Genomic DNA, 20819 nt, shown 5'->3' with positions numbered 1-20819 from the left:
TGACTTAAGAACTGCACCTCTAGCAACTAGAACCTCCATACTCTCCCCCTCCCTATCCGCTAAAACGCTAAGTATTTGATACATTTATTTTACAAAACAGATATATCCTACCTTGATACTCTGGTAATTTAGATAATAGAAAAATTTCAGCAAGGAAAAGCAGGAAAAATAATGATAAAAACAATCCTGAGAAGATCTTCTCCCCTATTAATTATTATCGTTTTCGGTGCAGCCGCAGCGATACTCATCAGCACGAAAGAAGCCCCAGAGCAAAAAGAGGATGAAGTCCCGGTACCTATCATTGATGTTACCCGCGTAGAACAAAAAACAGTGTCATTGAATTTGCCATCATACGGCGTCGTCACCCCTAAGAATAAGACCCAACTCGTCACTGAAGTGCAAGGACGCATGCTGAGAATCGCCCCCAACTTTGTTGCCGGTGGAGTCGTCAAAAAGGGCGAACTCTTGGCCGTTATCGAACCCTCTGATTATGAAGCCGATCTGATGCAGGCCCAAGCTTCTTTAGCCCAAGCCAAAGCGGCATTAGAGGAAGAAATGGCTAAAGGCGAAGTCGCTAAAAATGACTGGAGAGGATATGACGGCGGGATCCCACCTGAACTTGGATTACGTCTGCCTCAGCTAAAAAAAGAGCAAGCCAATGTGAAATTCCAGCAAGCTGCACTGGCTCGTGCTCAGCGTAACTTAGAGCGAACCATCATTCGCGCACCTTTCGATGGCATCATCAAAGCGAGAATTGTCGACTTGGGCCAGTATGTCACTCTAGGGACTAATTTAGGTGAACTGTACGATACCCGTGTGGCAGAGATACGTTTACCTTTGGCAAACAACGACCTCGCCTATTTAGAATCTGTCGATAAACCCGATACAGAAGTGATACTCAGTGCCTCTTTAGCCGGGAAAGATGTTACTTGGACGGGAAATATTGTCCGTAGTGAAGGCGTTATCGACGCCGAAAACCGTATGGTTTACCTGGTAGCAGAGATCAATGATCCTTACCTAAGAATAAGCCGTAAAGAGGGTCAACTCCCCCTTAAATATGGCAGTTTCGTCACGGCTGTGATTAAAGGTCGTACGGTAGAAGGTATCGTACAATTACCGCGCCATATCGTACGTAACAACCAAGTCGCCGTTGTATCAAGCGATAACATCATAGAGATCCGCGACGTCAATGTGGTGCGTACTGATATACACAGTGTCTATATCAAAGACAGTTTAGTCGATGGAGAACGTATCTCACTGACTAAACTCAATAATATGTCTACGGGGCAAGCGGTTAAAATTCTCGGTGAAATGCAGAAAAATGATACTGGCGCAGACACTCCAGACTCAGAAACTAAAGAGCAGCGACTCGCTAGCGCGGGTGAAGAATAATGGATGGACAAGAAGTGGATGCTCAAAAAGGCATAATTGCCTGGTTTGCACGCAACAGTGTCGCCGCCAATCTGTTAATGGTTTTCTTAATCTTAGGTGGACTGTTTAGCAGTTACTTTCTGGTCAATAAAGAAATATTTCCCTCCTTCGAGCTTAATTATCTACAGATTTCGGTCGCTTATCCAGGTGCTGCCCCTCAAGAAATTGAGGAAGGGATCAACATTAAGATTGAGGAGTCGATCCAAGATATCAATGGTATTAAGAAGGTCACTTCGGTGGCCAGCGACGGCTTTGGTAATGTCACCATAGAGGTCGAAGATGACTATGATCCTCAAGATATTCTCGATGAAGCAAAACTGGCTATAGATGCAATTTCAACGTTTCCGGACAATATTGAAAAACCGAATATTTTCCGTATTAAACCTGAAAACAATGTTATCTGGGTGTCAGTTTATGGCGATCTTTCCTTGCATGAGATGAAGGAGTTAGCCAAATCCATCCGCGAGGATATTACTTCATTGCCAGCGGTTACCCGCGCTAAAGTCACAGGTGTACGTGACTATGAGATTGGCATAGAACTGTCCGAAGACAAGCTAAGGGAGTATGGCCTCACTTTCGCCCAGGTCGCTGCTGCGGTACAGAATTCATCAATCGACCTTCCCGGCGGCTCAATTCGTGCTCAAGATGGTGACATCTTGCTACGCACTAAAGGACAGGCATATACCGGTGAGGATTTTGAGAAAATAGTCGTCAGTACCCGCCCAGACGGTAGCCGTATCATGTTGCCACAGGTCGCCGAGATTAAAGATGATTTTGAAGAGCGACTCGAATACACCCGCTTCAATGGCAAGCCTGCAGCCATTATCGAAGTGACCAGTATCGATGACCAAAATGCCTTAGATATCTCAGCGCAAGTAAAAAGTTACATTGAAGAGCGACGTGCAACACTTCCAGCAGGGGCTCAGCTAGATACTTGGGGCGATCTGACTCATTACCTTAAAGGTCGCCTAAACATGATGTTGTCGAACATGTTTTACGGTGCACTGTTAGTTTTTCTTATTTTAGCCATCTTCTTAGAGTTAAAGTTGGCGTTCTGGGTGATGATGGGACTGCCAGTCTGTTTCCTCGGCGCCGTGTTATTGATGCCAGTAGAGCCTTTCTCTCTCTCTATTAACTTGCTCACCCTATTCGCCTTTATTCTGGTGCTGGGGATAGTGGTCGATGATGCCATCGTCATCGGCGAGAGTGCCTATACAGAGATTGAGCGCCATGGTCACTCCTTAGAAAATGTGGTTCGCGGCGCAAAAAGAGTAGCCATGCCAGCCACCTTCGGGGTATTAACCACCATTGCGGCATTTGTCCCTATGCTGATGGTCTCTGGCCCACAAGGGATCATCTGGAAATCTATTGGCATGATAGTGATCCTCTGTCTGATTTTTTCTCTGATAGAGTCGAAGCTGATCCTACCGGCTCACTTAGCCCATATGAAGCCCAAAAAACCCAAGTCACAGCTTGGAAAACTCGGGCGATCTAAGGCTGACTTGAACGATAAGATCCAGTATTTCATTCATCATAAATACCGTTACTTTCTCGAGCGCTGTATCAAACAAAGATACAATGTGGTGGCAATTTTTATTGGTGTGCTGATTTTATCCATCGCCTTAGTCGTCAGCGGCAAGGTTCGCTGGGTATTTTTCCCTGACCTTCCTTCCGATTTTATTCAAGTACAGTTGAATATGGATGAAGGCAGCTCTGAGACCAATACCTTAAAGGTGGTCAAAGAAATCGAGGAAGCACTTTATGCGATGAATGATCAAATGAAGTCTGAAAACGGCTACGAAGTCGTCAAGCATAGCTTTATCGATATGAGCTCTCGAACTTCAGCCTTTATCTTTGCCGAACTAACAAAGAGTGAAGATAGAGAGGTCGATGGTAATGATATCGCCTCGGCCTGGCGTGAACAGTTACCCGAGTTCATTGCGGTGAAGAAGCTCAGTATCAACGCCAGTACCAATGAAAGCGGCGGTGATATCTCCTTCAGGTTAACTGCCAGTAATCTCAGTCAGCTATCACAGGCCGCCACGGAGCTTAAACAGAAACTTAAAACCTACGAAGGTGTCTACGATATTTCAGATAACTTCTCCTCGGGTAGCCATGAGATACGTTTAAGCATAAAGCCTGAAGCTGAAGCTCAGGGGTTAACCCTGTCTGATCTCGCCAGCCAAGTGCGCTATGGTTTCTATGGCTTTGAGGCTCAGCGTATCCTGCGCAATAAAGAGGAAGTGAAAGTCATGGTTCGCTATCCGCTGGAGCAGAGACGCACTGTGGGCCACCTTGAGAACATGATGATCCGTACTCCGACTGGGATTTCGGTACCCTTCTCAACAGTGGCTAAAATTGAGTTAGGTGATTCTTACTCCTCAATCACCCGAGTCGATGGACGCCGAGCTATCACTATCATAGCCAACGCCGATAAGAATAAGGTTGAACCCTCTAAAGTCGTCGCTGAGCTCCAAAAAGATTATCTCCCCTATCTTGAGGCCAAGTATCCAGCTATTTCAACCGCCTTAGATGGTGGCAGTGCCGATGAACAGAGTGCCTTGATTAGCCTGTTACAAGGTTTCTTCTTTGCACTTTTTACCATCTATGCCTTGATGGCTATTCCACTCAAGTCATACAGCCAGCCGCTCATCATCATGTCGGTGATCCCGTTCGGTATCATAGGTGCGCTATTTGGACACCTGTTATTGGGCCTTTCACTCAATATATTGAGCCTGTGTGGTATCGTCGCCTTATCCGGGGTAGTAGTGAATGATTCATTAATCTTGGTAGACTTTGTCAACAAGGCCAGAGCCCAGGGCCAGTCGGTGATCCAAGCGGCTGTCGAGTCAGGCTGTTACCGTTTCAGAGCGATAATATTAACGTCTATGACCACTTTTGTTGGCCTAGTACCCATCATCATGGAGAAGAGCCTACAAGCACAGATTGTCATTCCTATGGCTACCTCGCTGGCGTTTGGCATATTGTTCTCAACCTTAGTAACTCTGATTTTAATCCCTCTGCTATATATCATTTTAGATGATATCAAGCGCACTAGCCGCCGATTCTATAACTGGTGGTGGCAACCTAAGGAGCTAAGCCCTCATACCAATGAGGCTGAAGCAGTGAATCGAAGCGAATAGAGAGAAGCTCCCGAATGGCCTAGGAACTAGAACCTAGGTCATTCGTATATACCGATTTGATTACGTGATCACTTTATCAGTTTACCTCCTCCATATTCCCTACAATAGAACCCAGAAATAATATCCCTGAGCGCATATGACCAGTTCAACTTTAGTTTACGATATCCGTAACAGTCGCTACCTCAATATTACTGGTAGATGCACATTAAGGTGCCAGTTCTGTCCTAAACATAATGGCAGTAAGCAAGTGCATGAATATCAGCTGGCCCTAGATCATCAGCCCACAGCCGAAGAGATCATCCCACTGCTTGGCGACATAAAAACTTTTGATGAATACGTCTTCTGCGGATATGGTGAGCCAACTCTCAACTTAGCGACTTTAGTTACTGTCGCTAAGAAGATTAAACAAGATGGCGGGCGAGTCAGGGTAAATACTGATGGACTTGGCAATGTATTTCACAGGCGTAATATCTTGCCAGAGCTTGCACCTTGGGTAGACAGTCTTTCCATTTCTCTCAATGCCGATAGCGAAGCGGCTTATCTACGCCATTGTCAGCCAAAATTAAAAAATAGCTTTTCTGGCGTCAAGGCCTTTATCCAGCTTGCAGTTCCACTGATTGACACTGTGCAAGTCTCTGCCATTGATGGGCTAGAAGGAGTAAATATTGAAGCGTGTCGAGTTTGGGTTGAGCAAAGTGGTGCGCAATTTAAATATAGAAAACTCGGTGTCATTGGTTAATGAGTTTTCAGGTCGTATAAGTGACACTTAGCTGTTAATACCTAATTTAATTTGGAATTAGCAAGAACAAATATGAGGTTATATTCATGTAACGATCAGTGTTCGTACATTTGATTTATGTTAATATACTTGTCCATAAAACAAACGACAATTATTACCTCGATGTTGACCCGAAAACTATCACCTCTTATAGCTGCCCAAGATATTCATTGGTCAAATCAACGCTTAATCTCTGTAGCGACTCAGATTTTCATCTTGATTATCAGTGTTGTATTATTCAGTAATGTCATTATCACCTTAGGTGAACGTCGACTGCAGGAAGACTGGGCAACACAAAGGTACAGTGAGTTACAGACGGTAGGTACTTTAATCGCTGATAAGGTCTCGTTTCAGCAGTTTCGCACTCAGATGTTTGCCAGATCAGAGCTGCTTAGGCGTTATCTCGATGTTCCAAGTGCTGTAAGACAGGATAAACTGGAAAATAATTGGAATATAATCACCAGTAATATCCCTGAATTACTCGATATCGCATTATTTGATCCACAGGGTAATTTTAAATTTGCCACCAGTGATAATTTCGGTCATGAACCACTTCCCCCTTCTCTTCTCGGCGGTTCAAGGAACATGGGGGGTAACGAAATTTATACCTCGCCTCTAGAATTTAGTCCCGTTAATGGCAAACTTGAACCTTACCTTTACCAGCTTGCCTGGCTAGAGAATCCAGATCAGAGTGTCAGGGGATATTTGGTCACCTATAATTCCATGTCCAAGATGCTCAAGAGTATTAATCCAGCCTACTCAACGTCGCAATCGCCGCTCTTGATGCTAGATACACAAGGTTTATTATATACCGGAGTCGATTCTAGGGACTCGCTTAAGCGTATACCCGATACTATGGGTGGCAGCCTAAAGCAAAGTTATCCTGCATTATGGCGAAAAATGGCAATGAGTAACTTTGGTCAATTCCATGGGGATAATGCAACTTTTGTCTACTTAAAGGTTGAACTCACCACTCAATATGAAACCAGACGAGAATACTTTCTCGTCTCCTATGTACGCAATGATGATATTGCCGCTAATTTTTCTCAATGGCGAGTAATTCTTATTGGCTGTGCCACCATGCTGACTCTGTTGGCCTCACTGCTCATCTTACTCAGCCATTTTTATCGTTTAGAGCAGCGTTCTCGTGCATTCAGTATCGAATTAACAAACCGGCTTTTTCATCGAGAAACTGGGGCAATTATTGTTAATCATAATAGCCGGGTGATTGCCGCCAACGCGTTAGCTGCACAACAATTAGCAACCCCTAAAGATGAGCTGTTTGATCGTAGTTTACAGCGTATTTTACAATTAGAAGATGATGAGTACTCTCGTATAACCAGCCAACTTCAACAAAAAAATGAGTGGAAGGGTGAGTTAAATATGGAGTCAGAAACTCAGCCTAAACTGATAGCCCATATAAAAACTGAAGCATCGAAAGATGATCGTGAAGTGTATTTATTGATCACCTTTGAAGATGTTAGTGCACTTAAAAATGCGCAAAAAGAAGCTTACTTAAGTAAAGCCTTAACGGACAGTGCTGTTGCCACTGCATTGATCCAGGCTGATGGTTCTATTATTCGTGCTAATCCGGCATTTGAACAGCAGATACAGCTTAAAGCAGGTTGTACGAGTTTAATAGAAACTCTGCCTGATGATTTAGGCAGTAAATGGACACAAATCTCTCAGCTCATTCAGCTTCAAGGCACCTGGAGAGGGCAGGTCTTATGTGCTAGTAGTACAAATGCTTGCTTGCAGGCCACACTGAAAGGCCATACAGATACATCTGGAGAGTTAGATTACATCGTCTGCACTTTCGAACAAGCAACGATTAAGAATAGCCATGATGACTCTGGAGTACTGGTTCCTCATCGCTCGACTATTTTAGTCAACTTTAGAGATCTAGAAAGTTATTTTGACTCACTCAAACAAAGTAGCAAGTCTCACTCTAGTCTATTACTGCTAGATATCACCGCAGAAAATATGCTCAGCCATATGAGCGATATTGGTCAGCTTGAAAGCCGACAAAAAGAGGTAGAGATATTACTGCTCAGGGAGCTTCCTGCAACTTATCAAATGTCACACTGGCAGCTTGGTAAACTGATATTCATCTTGCCAGATACCGATGCAGATCAGGCACACCATTTTGCAATCAAGTCTTTGGCAAGTCTCAACGACATGGGATTAGGGGAAGGGATCTGTATGGGGATCGCTGCTTTCCAAAAAGGGCAAAATCTTGAGCAGTACCTAAGTAATGCTGAGGTTGCACTTAAACGAGCAAAACAGATAGGTGAGCAAAACATCTGTCAGGCATTTACACGATAGAGCTGAGAAAGTGCCTAGGTCCTAGTTTTTAGAGCCTAGGTTTTTATGCTATTGCTTCTATGCCTTCAGGTAACTCACTTTGGCTAACATCAATAATTGCTGAGCGATTCATGGTTATCTTGTAACGCGCATATTGCATCTGATCTTTGCCGTCTTTTAAGGCTAAGATCAGATTAATTTGATACCTGCGTTCGACAGAATCATTACTTATCTTACCATCTTGTTCTTTGTATATTTTTGCTTTTCCGCGTTCAAGGTGACGGGCAAATGGCGCTAAACTAAAGTTAACTTGCTCCTGTATACTGGTATAACCCGTCAAAAATTCATTCTGAGTAACCCGTGTATGGATACCATAGTGCAATACCTCTGCATCTATTTTATTTTGTCTGTGCCGCCTTTTTAGGATCTCTGAAACCTTATCAGGTAGCTCGACAGTTTTCATAAAATCCAACCAAATAAACTGCTTAGCTATAGGTGTCTGACTATTGGTATCTCTGAGTATTCTGCTCCATTTGGGTCTCCCCTTTTGAATGAATCGCCACAGGGCATTACGTATATCTTCCTTAAAAATTTCCCGAAAGCCATAAATCACAGCCAGGGTGAGTACTAAGGCAATGGTCAACCCGCTAAACACACCCTGAGCCTTGATGATTAAGGCTGAGACAACCAACATCACCATTGCGGTCGCAAAGCCAGTCGTCATCTTCTTTAGCCCTATCCCTAAGGTCTTCATCTCCTCTTTCAATACAACCCCTTGCTGTATTATCCGCCTTAGGAGCAACATTTTATTAGAGATCCTGTTTGGATCATCTTTTGTCTGTTGCGAGTTATAGCGCTTAAGCTTTCTATGGTCATTCTCAGCGCGGCAAAGGGCGATAGCGCTATCTAACATTTCGCTATAGTCACTACTCCTTGGTGCTCTTGAGAGTAGTTTTAATAATCTTTGCTCGCAAAACCAAGAGAGGTAATTATCGGCATTCTCAAAATATGACTTCCATTTAGGATCGCTCGGCTCATTACGGCGAAACTTCTTCAGCAACTGGCTCACAAGTTCGCACAGAGCATTTAGCGCAGAGAAAAAAGCTTCCGGATCTTCTATTTGAGCTAGCTCTTTACTGTCAGTCTCAATAGCAACCGCGAACTGATAAGCAAATAAATTCAGATACAGCCTAAACTCCTCAACCGTTCGCTTCTTTTGGCTAGCAAATCGACTCTGGACTAAGGGAAGATGTAAACCGCTAGAATAATATGAACGTCGACCAGTGATCGCCGAATGATAGTATTCCTCTTCATTTAAGCTTTGCGGGCCTATGCCCATCTCTTTTGGAAGAAAAAAATACAGATCCAGACGTCGATTATCACCAACCTTCATCTGATGGATAAACTTAATAGAGAGTGACTCTTCCTGCTTGACTCTAATTTTTGGCACTTAGCTCCAAATTCCTTTAGGTGCAATGAATGGATCAGCAAACACTGAGCACATATTAACGTCCAGCTCGATGGTAGACGGGTTAGCAACAGCCTACGACTTCTTGATACTCACCTTGTTGAGTTGCATTTTATATCATTGATATGGGTAACAATTAATAGCGGCGAATGTTCAAGTACAACATAGCATGTCCTGGCCAGCAATCTATCTAACAAAATGCGTTGAAAGTAGATAATAGAACAACTTTTGACGCCGTGAAATATAGAGGAATATTTAGATAAAGTAGTTAAATATTAATAGGATGTTGAAGATTAAGTATAGCCTACAACTATATGTAGAGCTAATACCTTCCCAGAAAAGAGGGCAGAAGAACCATATTATAAGATCGCTGTTGGCTTTTTATTTACTAGCAGCTGGTTCACAGAATTAATCGAGATCGCAGATCCAGATGCCATTGCCAGGGTTGAACTGAATAACAGCGTAACCTTTTCCACTATCCATATCTATTATATGCAGATCTAGACTCGCAGTCTTTGAATGCTCTAAGCCCCGTTTAGCCCCATCAATGATTGATGCCATATGTGCTGGAATCGATTTCTGACCAAATCCAATCTGAAAGTCACCTTCAGAGATCAGTAGCTTATATGTCATGCTTGCAACATCAAGAGTATCGAATGTCCCTCTAAATGTGATCTTTCCTAATAGCTTATCTTGACGAAAAAACTGATAATCCAAGGATACCAGTTGAGATTCAGTCTCAAGTGAAAGCAGTAAATCCAAATCATCAGCAGCATCTTCTCCATATGAGCTACCTTCACACACGAGATCAATGCCATCTTCACTTAATTGATAATAATGAAATCCTGAGATCAATATAGCGGCGGTAAAGAGGCTAAGCAGTATTGGCCAAGTATTAAACCCATAGGTGTTTCTTGAGGCACGATTAGCCACAGATACCACTCCTTTTTAGCCATGTCTGATCGATATAACCTTTGCTGGTATCCGGTGAAATGCCTTTAACATTTTTCACCTCGGTTTTACCCTTAACTTCTCGTTTTAGCACTATGCTGATCACCCGCTGATTATGAGTGAGTGACACAAAAATATCGTCCCATAATACACGCTCACAAGCCTCAATCTGCTGCACAAAAAATCGAGATAAATTCTCAAGTTCACCAGCTGGTTCCCCAGAATTAGATACCGGATAATAAGAAACTATGCCTGAAGAGGTCACAATCTGATGTTCATTAACAGGCTTAATCGACTCTGAAGGGTCGAAAAATGAGTGGATAAGGATTATTAACAGCACAAGCTGAGCAATTAACAGCCCATATTTCTGCTTTGTCATGCTAGCCAGAGGGCCCGAGATAGTTCGTTTTACAGATGACTTCATTCTGGTATGCAAAATGAAACCTTGGTCATCGATAGCCTCTAACAACTGAGCAGACTCCTCGCCCAAAAAAAACCTGAGTCTTTCGATCGCTTCCTGCAGTTTTGCTTGTGTTCTATGCTCTTGGGGAATTTGTTGTAGAAGTTGCTCTTTTGATAGCACCTGATCTCTAAACCGTACTAATAGTTCGAGTACAGCAAACTCCACCTTAGCCATTTTCCAGCTGGTGTCGTTCGACTGATTTGATAGTGTTGATTGATTGATATCAAACCAACAGCAACCAATTTGCATACTTAATATACTCTTACCTATTTTATGGCTAATCATTGTATCTATTCCTACCAGACTAGTCTGTGATCACAATAGCTTCAGTATTAGTAAAAGAGTTAATCGTGACAGAGCGCACACAAGCAGTTGATAGTTATGAACAAAACGTAGTTACAAATTGAAGCGTATGTAGGGAAGTGGTTAACTTTCGAGTTAATTTTTTTACATAAAAAAAGCGTCATCATGACGCCTTTTTCTAGCAATGCTAGCGCGATTAGAATGCGTAAAGCAGTGTCATATTTGTTTCTGTATCTGTGCTTTTCTTATCATCGAGTGGCGCACTGTTGTAACGTACAATAACCGCAAACTTCATCGCTAATGCGCCAATGATATTCGCTGTAACTGAGGTTTCAGAACGCCCTTCTAAAGAATCACCATAGTCGGCTACAAACATCTGCTTAAATTTAGAGCTGTCGGTGATCTCTGTTTCAAAATTAGCAACGCCATGAGCAACCCAACTGTCTTCGGTATCATAACCTGCAGCCAAAGCACTCTCATCGTCTAATTGCTTAAACTGATAACCAGGACCAATCTCGACATTGAACAGTGTTCTACCATCATCAATAAACTTATGGCCGTAACCAGAAGATACCGTAGATTTTGAATCAAAACCTGTGAAAGGGTCTATCTCATGGTTGGCATTAAAAAACATATAGTTAACAGCACTAAACTGATAATCGGCTTGGATCAAACCGTAATAACGCTTACCTGTAATTTCGCCAGTATCTTCTTTATACAAAGCTTCTAATAGGTACTGGTTCTCCCAATTACCTAGTTCATGCTTCATATCGAGACGACCCTTTATCGATGTCGTCTCTGTATTTCCTGTGGTCAGTGTTGCCCCTAACTCGGCATCACCACCAAAGATCTTATCGCCTTCAACAAAGTCTGCACCGGCTTGAGCAGCAAAAGGTGCCACCATTAAAATAGCAGACGCTATTAGCAATTTATTCATTTTTATACTACTCCGAAAGATCAAATCCCTTAAAATCGGCGCAATATTAACACTGACAAAACAGAATTGAAAATCGTGATACAAGTTAACCCCATCTGTTATAGAGCCAGCAATAAATTACAGCCACTAGAAAATACGCTAAGTGTGATTATCCCAATGGGTATTAAAAAATAATTTTATAAGCAGATACAAAAATGCCCACTTAATGCGGGCATTTTGACATTAAAACTCAACTAGCAGTTACTTAATCTGTGGATCTAACTCACCAGATTGATAAGCCTTATACATGGCTTGTAGCGACTTAGGCTTGATCTTAGAACCCATACCTGCAGCGCCAAATGCTTCATAACGTGTGGTACAGATATCAGCCATAGCTTCCATCGAAGCCTTAAGGAATTTTCGTGGATCAAATTCACTTGGGTTTTCGGCAAGGAACTTACGCACTGCACCGGTAGATGCTAAACGCAGATCGGTATCGATATTAACCTTACGAACGCCGTGCTTAATACCTTCGACGATCTCCTCTAGAGGAACACCGTATGTTTCAGGCATTTCACCACCGTACTGGTTAATGATCTTCAGCCACTCCTGAGGCACAGATGAAGAACCGTGCATCACTAAGTGAGTGTTAGGAATACGGGCATGAATTTCCTTGATACGGTCGATACGAAGTACATCACCGGTAGGCTTACGGCTAAACTTATAAGCACCGTGACTGGTACCAATCGCGATTGCCAAAGCATCTACATGGGTATCAGCAACAAAACGCGCCGCTTCTTCTGGTGTCGTTAGCATCTGATCCATAGTCAGGATACCAGCAGCACCGATACCATCTTCTTCACCAGCTTCACCAGTTTCAAGACTGCCAAGACAACCAATTTCACCTTCAACTGACACACCACAAGCATGTGCAAAAGCAACGGTTTTACGCGTAACATCGACGTTGTAATCATATGATGCAGGTGTCTTACCATCTGCCATCAAAGAGCCGTCCATCATCACTGATGACATACCAAGCTGGATAGAACGCTGACAAATATCAGGGTCGGTACCGTGATCTTGGTGAATACACACTGGGATATCTGGATATTGCTCAAGCGCTGCCGCCATCAGATACTTAAGAAACTGAGGACGAGCATATTTACGTGCGCCAGCTGAGGCCTGAACAATCACAGGACTGTCTGTCGCTTCAGCTGCTTGCATAATTGCGCGCATCTGCTCAAGATTATTTACATTGAAAGCGGGTACGCCATAGTCATGTTCTGCAGCATGATCAAGCATTTGTCGTAGGGAAATTAAAGCCATTTTTTACTCCAATAATAGGGTGATAAGCTCATCGATTAAATAAACTCCTCACCGAGGTCACTATCGTTTGGATTGATTTTTATATGCCTTGGTCAAACACAATACTCAGACCTAAGTCTCAACATCGAACGTAACCAAAGCACGGTTTCTTTTTATTGCTGATTTAGAGGTTATTTATAATTTTAAGAGCGCTATTTATCTCTAAATCAGTCTATGTTTGTTATTTTCCGCGAGATTCTAACATAGCTACGGCCGGAAGTTCTTTTCCTTCGAGAAATTCGAGGAAAGCACCACCACCAGTCGAAATATAAGAAATTTTATCTGCAATACCATATTTATCGACGGCCGCTAACGTATCACCACCACCAGCAATAGAGAAAGCATCTGAGTCTGCGATAGCCTGGGCGATACGTTTCGTACCCTCACCAAACTGATCGAACTCGAATACACCTACAGGACCATTCCAGACTATTGTGCCGGCATTTTTAATGATCTCAGCCAGGGCGTCGCTGCTATCCGGACCGATATCAAAAATCATATCGTCCTTAGTCACTTCACTTACATCTTTCAGTGTCGCAACTGCTGTTGGACTAAACTCACTAGCCACAACCACATCGGTAGGCACAGGGATATCGCCGCCACGACTTTGAGCATTTGCTACAAGGCGTTTTGCTTCATCAATAAGGTCGGCTTCATACAAAGATTTACCCACTTCATGACCCGCTGCCGCAATGAAAGTATTGGCAATACCCCCACCAACAACCAACTGATCAACAATCGTTGATAAGCTTTCTAATACTGTCAGCTTAGTCGACACTTTTGAGCCACCAACAATCGCCACAAGTGGGCGTGCAGGATTATCCATCGCCTTACCCAGCGCTTCTAGCTCACCTGCTAGCAGAGGGCCAGCACAAGCAATCGCCGCATGTAGACCGACACCATGAGTCGAAGCCTGAGCGCGATGCGCAGTACCGAAGGCATCCATAACATAGACATCACAAAGGGCCGCTAGCTTCTTAGCTAATGCCTCATCATTTTTCTTTTCGCCGATATTGAAACGCACGTTTTCAAATACCACAACTTCACCGACATTAGCTTCAACACCATCTAGGTAGTCTTTAGCCAAACGTACAGGGCAATCTAGTGCTTTAGTCAGATAATCGACAACAGGCTGTAGAGAGAAGTCTGCGTTATATTCACCCTCAGTAGGGCGACCAAGATGAGACATCACCATCACGGCAGCCCCTTTCTCAAGCGCCAGCTTGATAGTGGGTAATGCAGCACGTAGACGTGCATCACTAGTCACAACGCCTTCACTCACTGGTACGTTTAGATCTTCACGGATAAGCACACGCTTACCTTGTAGCTCTAACGCTGACATATTAATAATCGCCATTTGTGTTTCCTTTTAAAGTTAAAAATTAAATTTACAAAATCAAAATTTTTCACTCTGACCGCCGGGACAGGACACCAAGCCATCAGAAAAATATGAATAAGGTTCTAGGAACTAGACGCTAGGTACTAGGTTTTATTTCCTAGAACCTGCTTTACCTCGTACCTATGACCTTTTTTAGGCTCTTTTCGCCTTTATCATCTCTAAACTGGTATCGAGCATTCGATTGGCGAAGCCCCATTCGTTGTCACACCACAAAAGTAACTTCACTAAGTGGCCATCGCTAACCCGAGTCTGGGTTCCATCGACAATACTAGAGCGGGGATCGTGGTTAAAGTCACAGGAGACTAACGGCTCATTAGTATAGCCTAGAATGCCCTTATACAGCCCTTTTGCTGAATCTCGAAGCACCTGATTTACAAGCTCAATGTCTACCCGAGATTGTAAGGTCACCGATACATCGATAGCGGTCACATTTATCGTTGGCACGCGTACTGAGATAGCTTCAAACTTGTCTTTCATCTGCGGTAAAATTCGTTCGATACCTCGGGCAAGCTTAGTATCGACAGGGATAATCGATTGACCGGCGGCTCGAGTACGGCGCAGATCATCATGATAGGCATCGATCACCTGTTGATCGTTCATTGCAGAATGTATGGTCGTGATAGCACCGCTCTTAACGGTAAAGTGTTTATCTAACACTTCGATGACAGGCACAATACAATTTGTAGTACAGGATGCATTGGACACAACAGTGTGTTCAGCCTGTAACAGTTCATGATTCACCCCATAGACAATTGTCGCATCCACATCACTCGAAGAGGGGTGGCTGATGAGTACCTGCTTAGCCCCCGCATGGATGTGAGCCTCACAGCTGGCTCTATCGGATAACACCCCAGTCGCCTCATAGACGATATCTATGTCGAGCTCTCCCCAGGGGAGCTTGCTAGCATCAGGCTCGTGTAACAAGCGAATCGAGTCATCGCCGATTTGCAGGCAGTCGTCACTAATAGTCAATTCGACTTGAGACTGAAAGCGGCCATGGGTTGTGTCATATTTGGTGAGATGAAGAATTGCTTCAGGTTTAGCTAATTCATTGATAGCGACTATTTGAATCTGATCTCGCTTACCTGACTCATAGACAGCACGAAGAATTGAGCGACCTATACGGCCATAACCATTGATTGCAACTCTGATCATTTCGCGATTATCATCCTATAAAGAAACTGTGGGTATTGATAACACCTGATCACCCTCTCATCAAGTATCTCTTCAAGTTTATTACCAACAAAAAATTTCACTTATCATGGTTCACTAAACATTAGGCTAACCGATATTGGATTAACCAATGAAAATCAATGAAACGTGATAAATGGCCAATCTATTTGATTAGCAATGTTTATCTCATAAACAGTTTTAAACTGCTATTTTTGATGGAACAACGGCCTACTTCATTATTTATGGCTAAACATGCCATATGAAGTAAGCCGTTAGACTCATCACAAACTAGATAACGCCACAGCGTGGCATAAAATAGAAATGCAAAGCAGATCTATTAAGCTAACTTGTTCGCAACAGCAACAACGTTCTCAACAGTGAAGCCAAAGTGCTTCAACAAATCAGCACCAGGGGCTGACTCACCGAAGGTAGTCATGCCGACAACAGCGCCGCCGAAGCCAATATACTTGTGCCAGAAATCGACATGAGCCGCTTCAATTGCAACACGCTTGGTCACTGAACTTGGTAGCACAGATTCTTTATAAGCCGCATCTTGCTTATCGAACTCGTTAGTAGAAGGCATAGATACAACACGTACCTTCTTACCTTGCTCAGTCAATGCAGCAGCTGAATCGACAGCCAGCTGAACTTCAGAACCGGTAGCAATCAGGATCAAATCTGGTGTGCCAGCACAATCGATTAAGGTGTAACCACCTTTAGCGACGTTAGCTAACTGCTCTGCAGTACGAGCCTGAGCCTTAAGACCCTGACGACTGAAGATAAGTGACGTAGGCGCATCACGACGCTGAATAGCAGACTTCCAAGAAACCGCAGTTTCAGCCGCATCACATGGACGCCAAACTGTCATGTTTGGAGTCATACGCAAGTTAGCAAGTTGCTCTACTGGTTGGTGAGTCGGACCATCTTCACCTTGACCGATTGAGTCATGAGTGTAAACCCAGACGTTTTGAATACCCATAAGCGCAGACATACGTACCGCGTTACGCGCATACTCCATAAACATCATGAAGGTTGCACCATAGTTGATGAAACCACCGTGAAGTGATGCACCATTCATGATACCGCTCATACCGAATTCACGTACACCGTAATAGATGTAGTTACCGGCTGGATCATCTTGAATACCTTTAGAACCAGACCAAAGCGTCAGGTTAGAACCTGCGAGGTCGGCAGAGCCACCTAACATTTCAGGTAAGATAGCACCAAATGCACCGATAGCATTTTGAGATGCCTTACGGCTAGCAATGCCTTCAGCCTTGTCTTGACACTCTTGAATGAAAGCTTGAGCTTTCTCTTCAAAATCAGCAGGAAGATCGCCAGTGATCACGCGGCGCTTATATTCTGCAGCAAGTTCAGGGAATGCAGCTTCATAAGCGGCAAACTTGTCATTCCAGCTGGCTTCATTCGTCGCACCAGCATCTTTTGCATCCCAACCTGCGTATACATTTTCAGGGATCTCGAAAGCACCATGCTCCCAACCCAAGAATTCACGGGTTGCTGTGATCTCGGCATCACCCAGTGGTGCACCGTGGCAGTTATGAGTACCAGACTTGTTAGGAGAACCAAAACCAATAGTCGTCTTGCAACAGATCATTGTAGGCTTGTCAGTAACAGACTTAGCTTCTTCGATAGCCGCACGGATAGCAGCGCTATCATGACCGTCTACGTTAGCAACAACATGCCAGCCGTATGATTCGAAACGCTTAGGTGTATCATCGGTGAACCAACCTTCGACGTGACCATCGATAGAGATGCCATTGTCATCCCAGAACATGATGAGCTTACCAAGGCCTAAGGTTCCCGCTAAAGAACAGGCTTCGTGTGAGATGCCTTCCATCAAACAACCATCACCCAAGAAACAGTAGGTGAAGTGATCGACGATGTCGTAACCAGGCTGGTTGAACTGAGCCGCTAATGTCTTCTCAGCAATTGCCATACCTACAGCGTTACTGATACCAGCGCCAAGTGGCCCTGTGGTCGTTTCAACACCCGGAGTGTAACCATATTCAGGGTGGCCAGGTGTCTTAGAGTGCAGCTGACGGAAGTTTTGCAGCTCTTCGATAGGCAGTGCATAGCCTGTCAGATGAAGCAAAGAGTATATAAGCATAGAGCCATGGCCGTTTGATAAGACGAAACGGTCACGATCAACCCACTCTGGGTTATTTGGGTTGTGCTTAAGGAAGTCATTCCAAAGCACTTCAGCGATATCGGCCATCCCCATTGGTGCACCTGGGTGACCAGAATTGGCTTTTTGAACGGCATCCATGGTTAATGCACGGATTGCGTTAGCGAGTTCTTTACGAGATGACATGCTCTCTCCTGCTTGGTTTTGAGGTATAAAGCATCGAGTACCATATAAATTAGCACTTAAATCGAAACCGATGCTCTACTGCAAATTTTGGAGCCATATTTTCGCCCACATAACCCATGGACGCAAACGATAATTCACCAAATCGTAATATTTCCCCATCAGTAGTAGGGATGAAACCACCATATGGAAACAGAGTATTGGCTATTGCTCTGATATGACAAATATTTACCTGATTTCATGCGCGCATAGACTATTAGGCTATACAACTGATAATTAAGAGCTAATAACCTAAAAACACGTTTATTATGTATCTTCAATGTCACAATATGAGTGATTTTTTAACGAACAGGGGTGATCAATAGCCATTTTTGAATTAATATAGACGTCTAGATGTAGATACTTCTACACATTCAAATTGTTCAACGATGAGACTCCCCACCATGGCAAAGCACTTGTTTACTTCTGAATCAGTATCAGAAGGTCATCCAGATAAAATCGCCGATCAGATTTCTGATGCGGTACTAGACGCAATCCTAGAGCAAGATCCTAAAGCTCGTGTTGCCTGTGAAACCTATGTAAAAACCGGCATGGTCATGGTTGGTGGTGAAGTGACAACTTCAGCTTGGGTTGATATCGAAGAGATCACCCGTAAGACTGTACGTGAAATTGGTTACACTCATTCTGATATGGGTTTCGATGCTGACTCTTGCGCGATATTAAATGTCATTGGTAAACAGTCTCCAGACATCAACCAAGGTGTTGATCGCGCCGATCCTAAAGAGCAAGGTGCTGGTGACCAAGGTCTAATGTTTGGCTATGCCAACAACGAAACCGACGTACTCATGCCTGCGCCTATCACTTATGCACATGCACTCGTGAAGCGTCAATCTGAAGTGCGTAAAGACAAGACCCTTACCTGGTTGCGTCCAGATGCGAAGAGTCAGGTCACGTTTGCTTATAATAGCGATGGCAGCATCGCAGGTATCGACGCCGTTGTTCTTTCGACTCAGCATTGTGACAGCGTGAACCAGTCAGACCTGATTGAAGGCGTAATGGAAACCATCATCAAGCCAGTATTACCGGCTAAGTGGTTATCTAAAGACACTAAATACTTCATCAACCCAACAGGCCGTTTTGTTATCGGTGGTCCAGTGGGAGATTGTGGTCTAACCGGTCGTAAAATCATCGTCGACACCTACGGCGGGATGGCACGTCACGGTGGTGGCGCATTCTCAGGTAAAGATCCATCAAAAGTTGACCGTAGTGCCGCATACGCAGCACGTTACGTAGCTAAGAACATAGTTGCAGCAGGCCTTGCTGACCGTTGTGAGATACAAGTGTCTTATGCGATTGGTGTTGCAGAGCCTACCTCTATCAGCATTGAAACATTCGGCACAGCCAAAGTTGCTGAAGACTTGTTAATAGCGCTTGTACGTGAGCACTTCGACCTTCGCCCATATGGCCTGACAGAGATGTTAGATTTGGCTCGCCCAATCTATAAGTCAACAGCAGCATACGGACACTTTGGTCGTGAGGAGTTCCCTTGGGAGCGTACCGACAAGGCTGAAGAGCTGAAAGCTGCAGCTAAGCTTTAATTCGTTTAACGAGTCTAATCACAGCTGAAACATCAAAACCGCCTTTTGGCGGTTTTTTTATGCCAGGAAAAAATCCCCTTCACTATTTTGTTCTACACATCTGTAGCCATTCTGCTAGGTTAAGCTGGTGTTAAGTTGCGATACTGTAAGTTAGCAGGCTTGCCCGCTAATTCATTTTTGGAACTCGGAGAGACAATGGGAAGTAACATAGGAAAACTATTGCTGGCGACGCTTTTAATAGGGACTTCACTGTGGTGGGGAGTGGATAATTTCACAAACGGGCCAAGTGATGTAAAAAATACAGATAAGAAAATGGCGCAATCGGATGCTGAACGATTAAACGACAATCTTCCCCAGCTGAGTGACAATATCCCCAGCAGTGCCCCAAAAGATATAGTTCTAGAATCCCTCGATGATCTTATTTCTCTATTCGATTCTCTTAACTACAACACCCAAAGTTGGCTCGATGGCAACCGTGAAGTGCCTCGCTTGACCTTTGAGAAGGTCAGCGATAATTGGCATAAAACATCTAACGAAATTCCAGTGCAACAGAAAAAAATGGTCTTTTTCCGTTTGATGGCGCCACTCATTTTAGTCTCTAATGAAAATATTCTATTAGAATGTCAGTTGATAGAAAACGCATCACTTGATGCACCTGAGCTGCTGCAGTTAGCGTTAAAGTATAAGACGATAACAGATAGCAATATCCAGATTACTGAAGAGCTACGCACCCGCTTATTGCGTCAGGTAGATGTATTGCCACCTTCACTCGTGCTAGCTCAGGCTGCCGAAGAAAGCGGCTGGGCCACCTCTAGATTTACCTTGGAAGGAAATGCCTTCTTTGGTCAATGGGATTTCAGCGGCAATGGCATGATCCCCAAGCAGCAACGTAAAGAGTTAGGTAATTATGGATTAGCCAGATTTGATAGCCCGCTTGCATCGGTAGAAGGCTATATGTTCAACTTGAATACCAATAGTGCTTATCAACGACTGCGTGATTTACGCGCAGAACTACGTGGTAATAAACAAGCGATAACAGGGCCAGTGTTAGCTGGAACATTAGATAAATACTCAGAACGTGGTCAAGCTTATATCGATGGCATCCGAGAAATGATCCGCTTCAACAAGTTAGATCAAGTCGATGAGGCTTACTTAAGTAGCGCTGCGCCTCTACACCTAATAGGAAAGAATCAATAGC

Annotated in this window: 14 protein-coding genes; 6 read left to right on the top strand and 8 right to left on the bottom strand. The window is 43.8% G+C overall.

The window, feature by feature from the left end; all coding sequences use genetic code 11:
• Nucleotides 1–171 precede the first annotated feature (171 nt).
• From FM038_RS04425 to FM038_RS04410, 4 genes are all read left to right on the top strand, one after another.
• The gene (locus FM038_RS04425) at nt 172–1392 is read left to right on the top strand and encodes an efflux RND transporter periplasmic adaptor subunit (protein WP_195873207.1); all 1221 of its coding nucleotides are present in this window, start codon (nt 172–174) and stop codon (nt 1390–1392) included.
• A 14-nt stretch (nt 1393–1406) separates the two neighbouring features.
• Nucleotides 1407–4574, top strand: coding sequence for an efflux RND transporter permease subunit (locus tag FM038_RS04420; protein ID WP_142872926.1), 3168 nt, complete (start codon nt 1407–1409; stop codon nt 4572–4574).
• Between the two features lie 136 nt (nt 4575–4710).
• A complete protein-coding gene (locus FM038_RS04415; protein WP_142872136.1) occupies nt 4711–5313 on the top strand; it encodes a TatD family nuclease-associated radical SAM protein in 603 nt (200 codons plus the stop codon).
• 162 nt (nt 5314–5475) lie between these two features.
• Nucleotides 5476–7677 (top strand): PAS domain-containing protein, encoded by a 2202-nt coding sequence (locus tag FM038_RS04410; protein ID WP_142872135.1) that lies wholly within the window; start codon nt 5476–5478, stop codon nt 7675–7677.
• 43 nt (nt 7678–7720) lie between these two features.
• Here FM038_RS04410 and FM038_RS04405 read toward each other — a convergent pair whose 3' ends face one another.
• The 8 genes from FM038_RS04405 to tkt all read right to left on the bottom strand — a co-directional run bounded on the left by FM038_RS04405 (nt 7721) and on the right by tkt (nt 18026).
• A complete protein-coding gene (locus tag FM038_RS04405; RefSeq protein WP_142872134.1) occupies nt 7721–9106 on the bottom strand; it encodes a hypothetical protein in 1386 nt (461 codons plus the stop codon).
• Between the two features lie 426 nt (nt 9107–9532).
• A complete protein-coding gene (locus tag FM038_RS04400; RefSeq protein WP_142872133.1) occupies nt 9533–10057 on the bottom strand; it encodes a hypothetical protein in 525 nt (174 codons plus the stop codon).
• Nucleotides 10050–10823 (bottom strand): winged helix-turn-helix domain-containing protein, encoded by a 774-nt coding sequence (locus FM038_RS04395; RefSeq protein WP_223292999.1) that lies wholly within the window; start codon nt 10821–10823, stop codon nt 10050–10052. The genes FM038_RS04400 and FM038_RS04395 overlap by 8 nt, the downstream gene beginning before the upstream one ends.
• 214 nt (nt 10824–11037) lie before the next feature.
• Nucleotides 11038–11778, bottom strand: coding sequence for a DUF481 domain-containing protein (locus FM038_RS04390; RefSeq protein ID WP_142872132.1), 741 nt, complete (start codon nt 11776–11778; stop codon nt 11038–11040).
• 240 nt (nt 11779–12018) lie between these two features.
• A complete protein-coding gene (fba, locus tag FM038_RS04385; RefSeq protein WP_142872131.1) occupies nt 12019–13083 on the bottom strand; it encodes a class II fructose-bisphosphate aldolase in 1065 nt (354 codons plus the stop codon).
• A gap of 220 nt (nt 13084–13303) precedes the next feature.
• Nucleotides 13304–14479 (bottom strand): phosphoglycerate kinase, encoded by a 1176-nt coding sequence (locus FM038_RS04380; RefSeq protein ID WP_142872130.1) that lies wholly within the window; start codon nt 14477–14479, stop codon nt 13304–13306.
• A gap of 174 nt (nt 14480–14653) precedes the next feature.
• Nucleotides 14654–15676 (bottom strand): erythrose-4-phosphate dehydrogenase, encoded by a 1023-nt coding sequence (epd, locus tag FM038_RS04375; RefSeq protein WP_142872129.1) that lies wholly within the window; start codon nt 15674–15676, stop codon nt 14654–14656.
• A gap of 355 nt (nt 15677–16031) precedes the next feature.
• Nucleotides 16032–18026, bottom strand: a complete 1995-nt coding sequence (gene tkt / locus FM038_RS04370; protein ID WP_142872128.1) for a transketolase — start codon at nt 18024–18026, stop codon at nt 16032–16034.
• 440 nt (nt 18027–18466) lie between these two features.
• Here tkt and metK point away from each other — a divergent pair, with 440 nt between their 5' ends.
• Both metK and FM038_RS04360 read left to right on the top strand, forming a co-directional pair.
• Nucleotides 18467–19621: a methionine adenosyltransferase gene (gene metK / locus FM038_RS04365; RefSeq protein ID WP_142872127.1), complete on the top strand. Its 1155-nt coding sequence runs from the start codon at nt 18467–18469 to the stop codon at nt 19619–19621.
• 195 nt (nt 19622–19816) lie between these two features.
• Nucleotides 19817–20818 carry a glucosaminidase domain-containing protein gene (locus FM038_RS04360; RefSeq protein ID WP_142872126.1) on the top strand — a complete coding sequence of 334 codons (1002 nt, stop codon included), beginning with the start codon at nt 19817–19819 and terminating at the stop codon, nt 20816–20818.
• Nucleotide 20819: the final 1 nt, after the last annotated feature.

Origin of the sequence: Shewanella eurypsychrophilus (assembly GCF_007004545.3) — a bacterium.
Classification (GTDB): Bacteria; Pseudomonadota; Gammaproteobacteria; order Enterobacterales; family Shewanellaceae; genus Shewanella; species Shewanella eurypsychrophilus.
Note: the sequence above shows the minus strand (reverse complement) of the source record. Positions and strands in the feature narration are given on the sequence as shown.

Bases quoted from the DNA above. Each gene is read 5' to 3' on its own strand.
- epd (WP_142872129.1), bottom strand. From the start codon at position 15,676: ATGATCAGAGTTGCAATCAATGGTTATGGCCGTATAGGTCGCTCAATT.
- FM038_RS04390 (WP_142872132.1), bottom strand. From the start codon at position 11,778: ATGAATAAATTGCTAATAGCGTCTGCTATTTTAATGGTGGCACCTTTT.
- FM038_RS04380 (WP_142872130.1), bottom strand. From the start codon at position 14,479: ATGGCGATTATTAATATGTCAGCGTTAGAGCTACAAGGTAAGCGTGTG.
- fba (WP_142872131.1), bottom strand. From the start codon at position 13,083: ATGGCTTTAATTTCCCTACGACAAATGCTTGATCATGCTGCAGAACAT.
- FM038_RS04395 (WP_223292999.1), bottom strand. From the start codon at position 10,823: ATGATTAGCCATAAAATAGGTAAGAGTATATTAAGTATGCAAATTGGT.
- FM038_RS04415 (WP_142872136.1), top strand. From the start codon at position 4,711: ATGACCAGTTCAACTTTAGTTTACGATATCCGTAACAGTCGCTACCTC.
- tkt (WP_142872128.1), bottom strand. From the start codon at position 18,026: ATGTCATCTCGTAAAGAACTCGCTAACGCAATCCGTGCATTAACCATG.
- metK (WP_142872127.1), top strand. From the start codon at position 18,467: ATGGCAAAGCACTTGTTTACTTCTGAATCAGTATCAGAAGGTCATCCA.
- FM038_RS04410 (WP_142872135.1), top strand. From the start codon at position 5,476: ATGTTGACCCGAAAACTATCACCTCTTATAGCTGCCCAAGATATTCAT.
- FM038_RS04360 (WP_142872126.1), top strand. From the start codon at position 19,817: ATGGGAAGTAACATAGGAAAACTATTGCTGGCGACGCTTTTAATAGGG.
- FM038_RS04425 (WP_195873207.1), top strand. From the start codon at position 172: ATGATAAAAACAATCCTGAGAAGATCTTCTCCCCTATTAATTATTATC.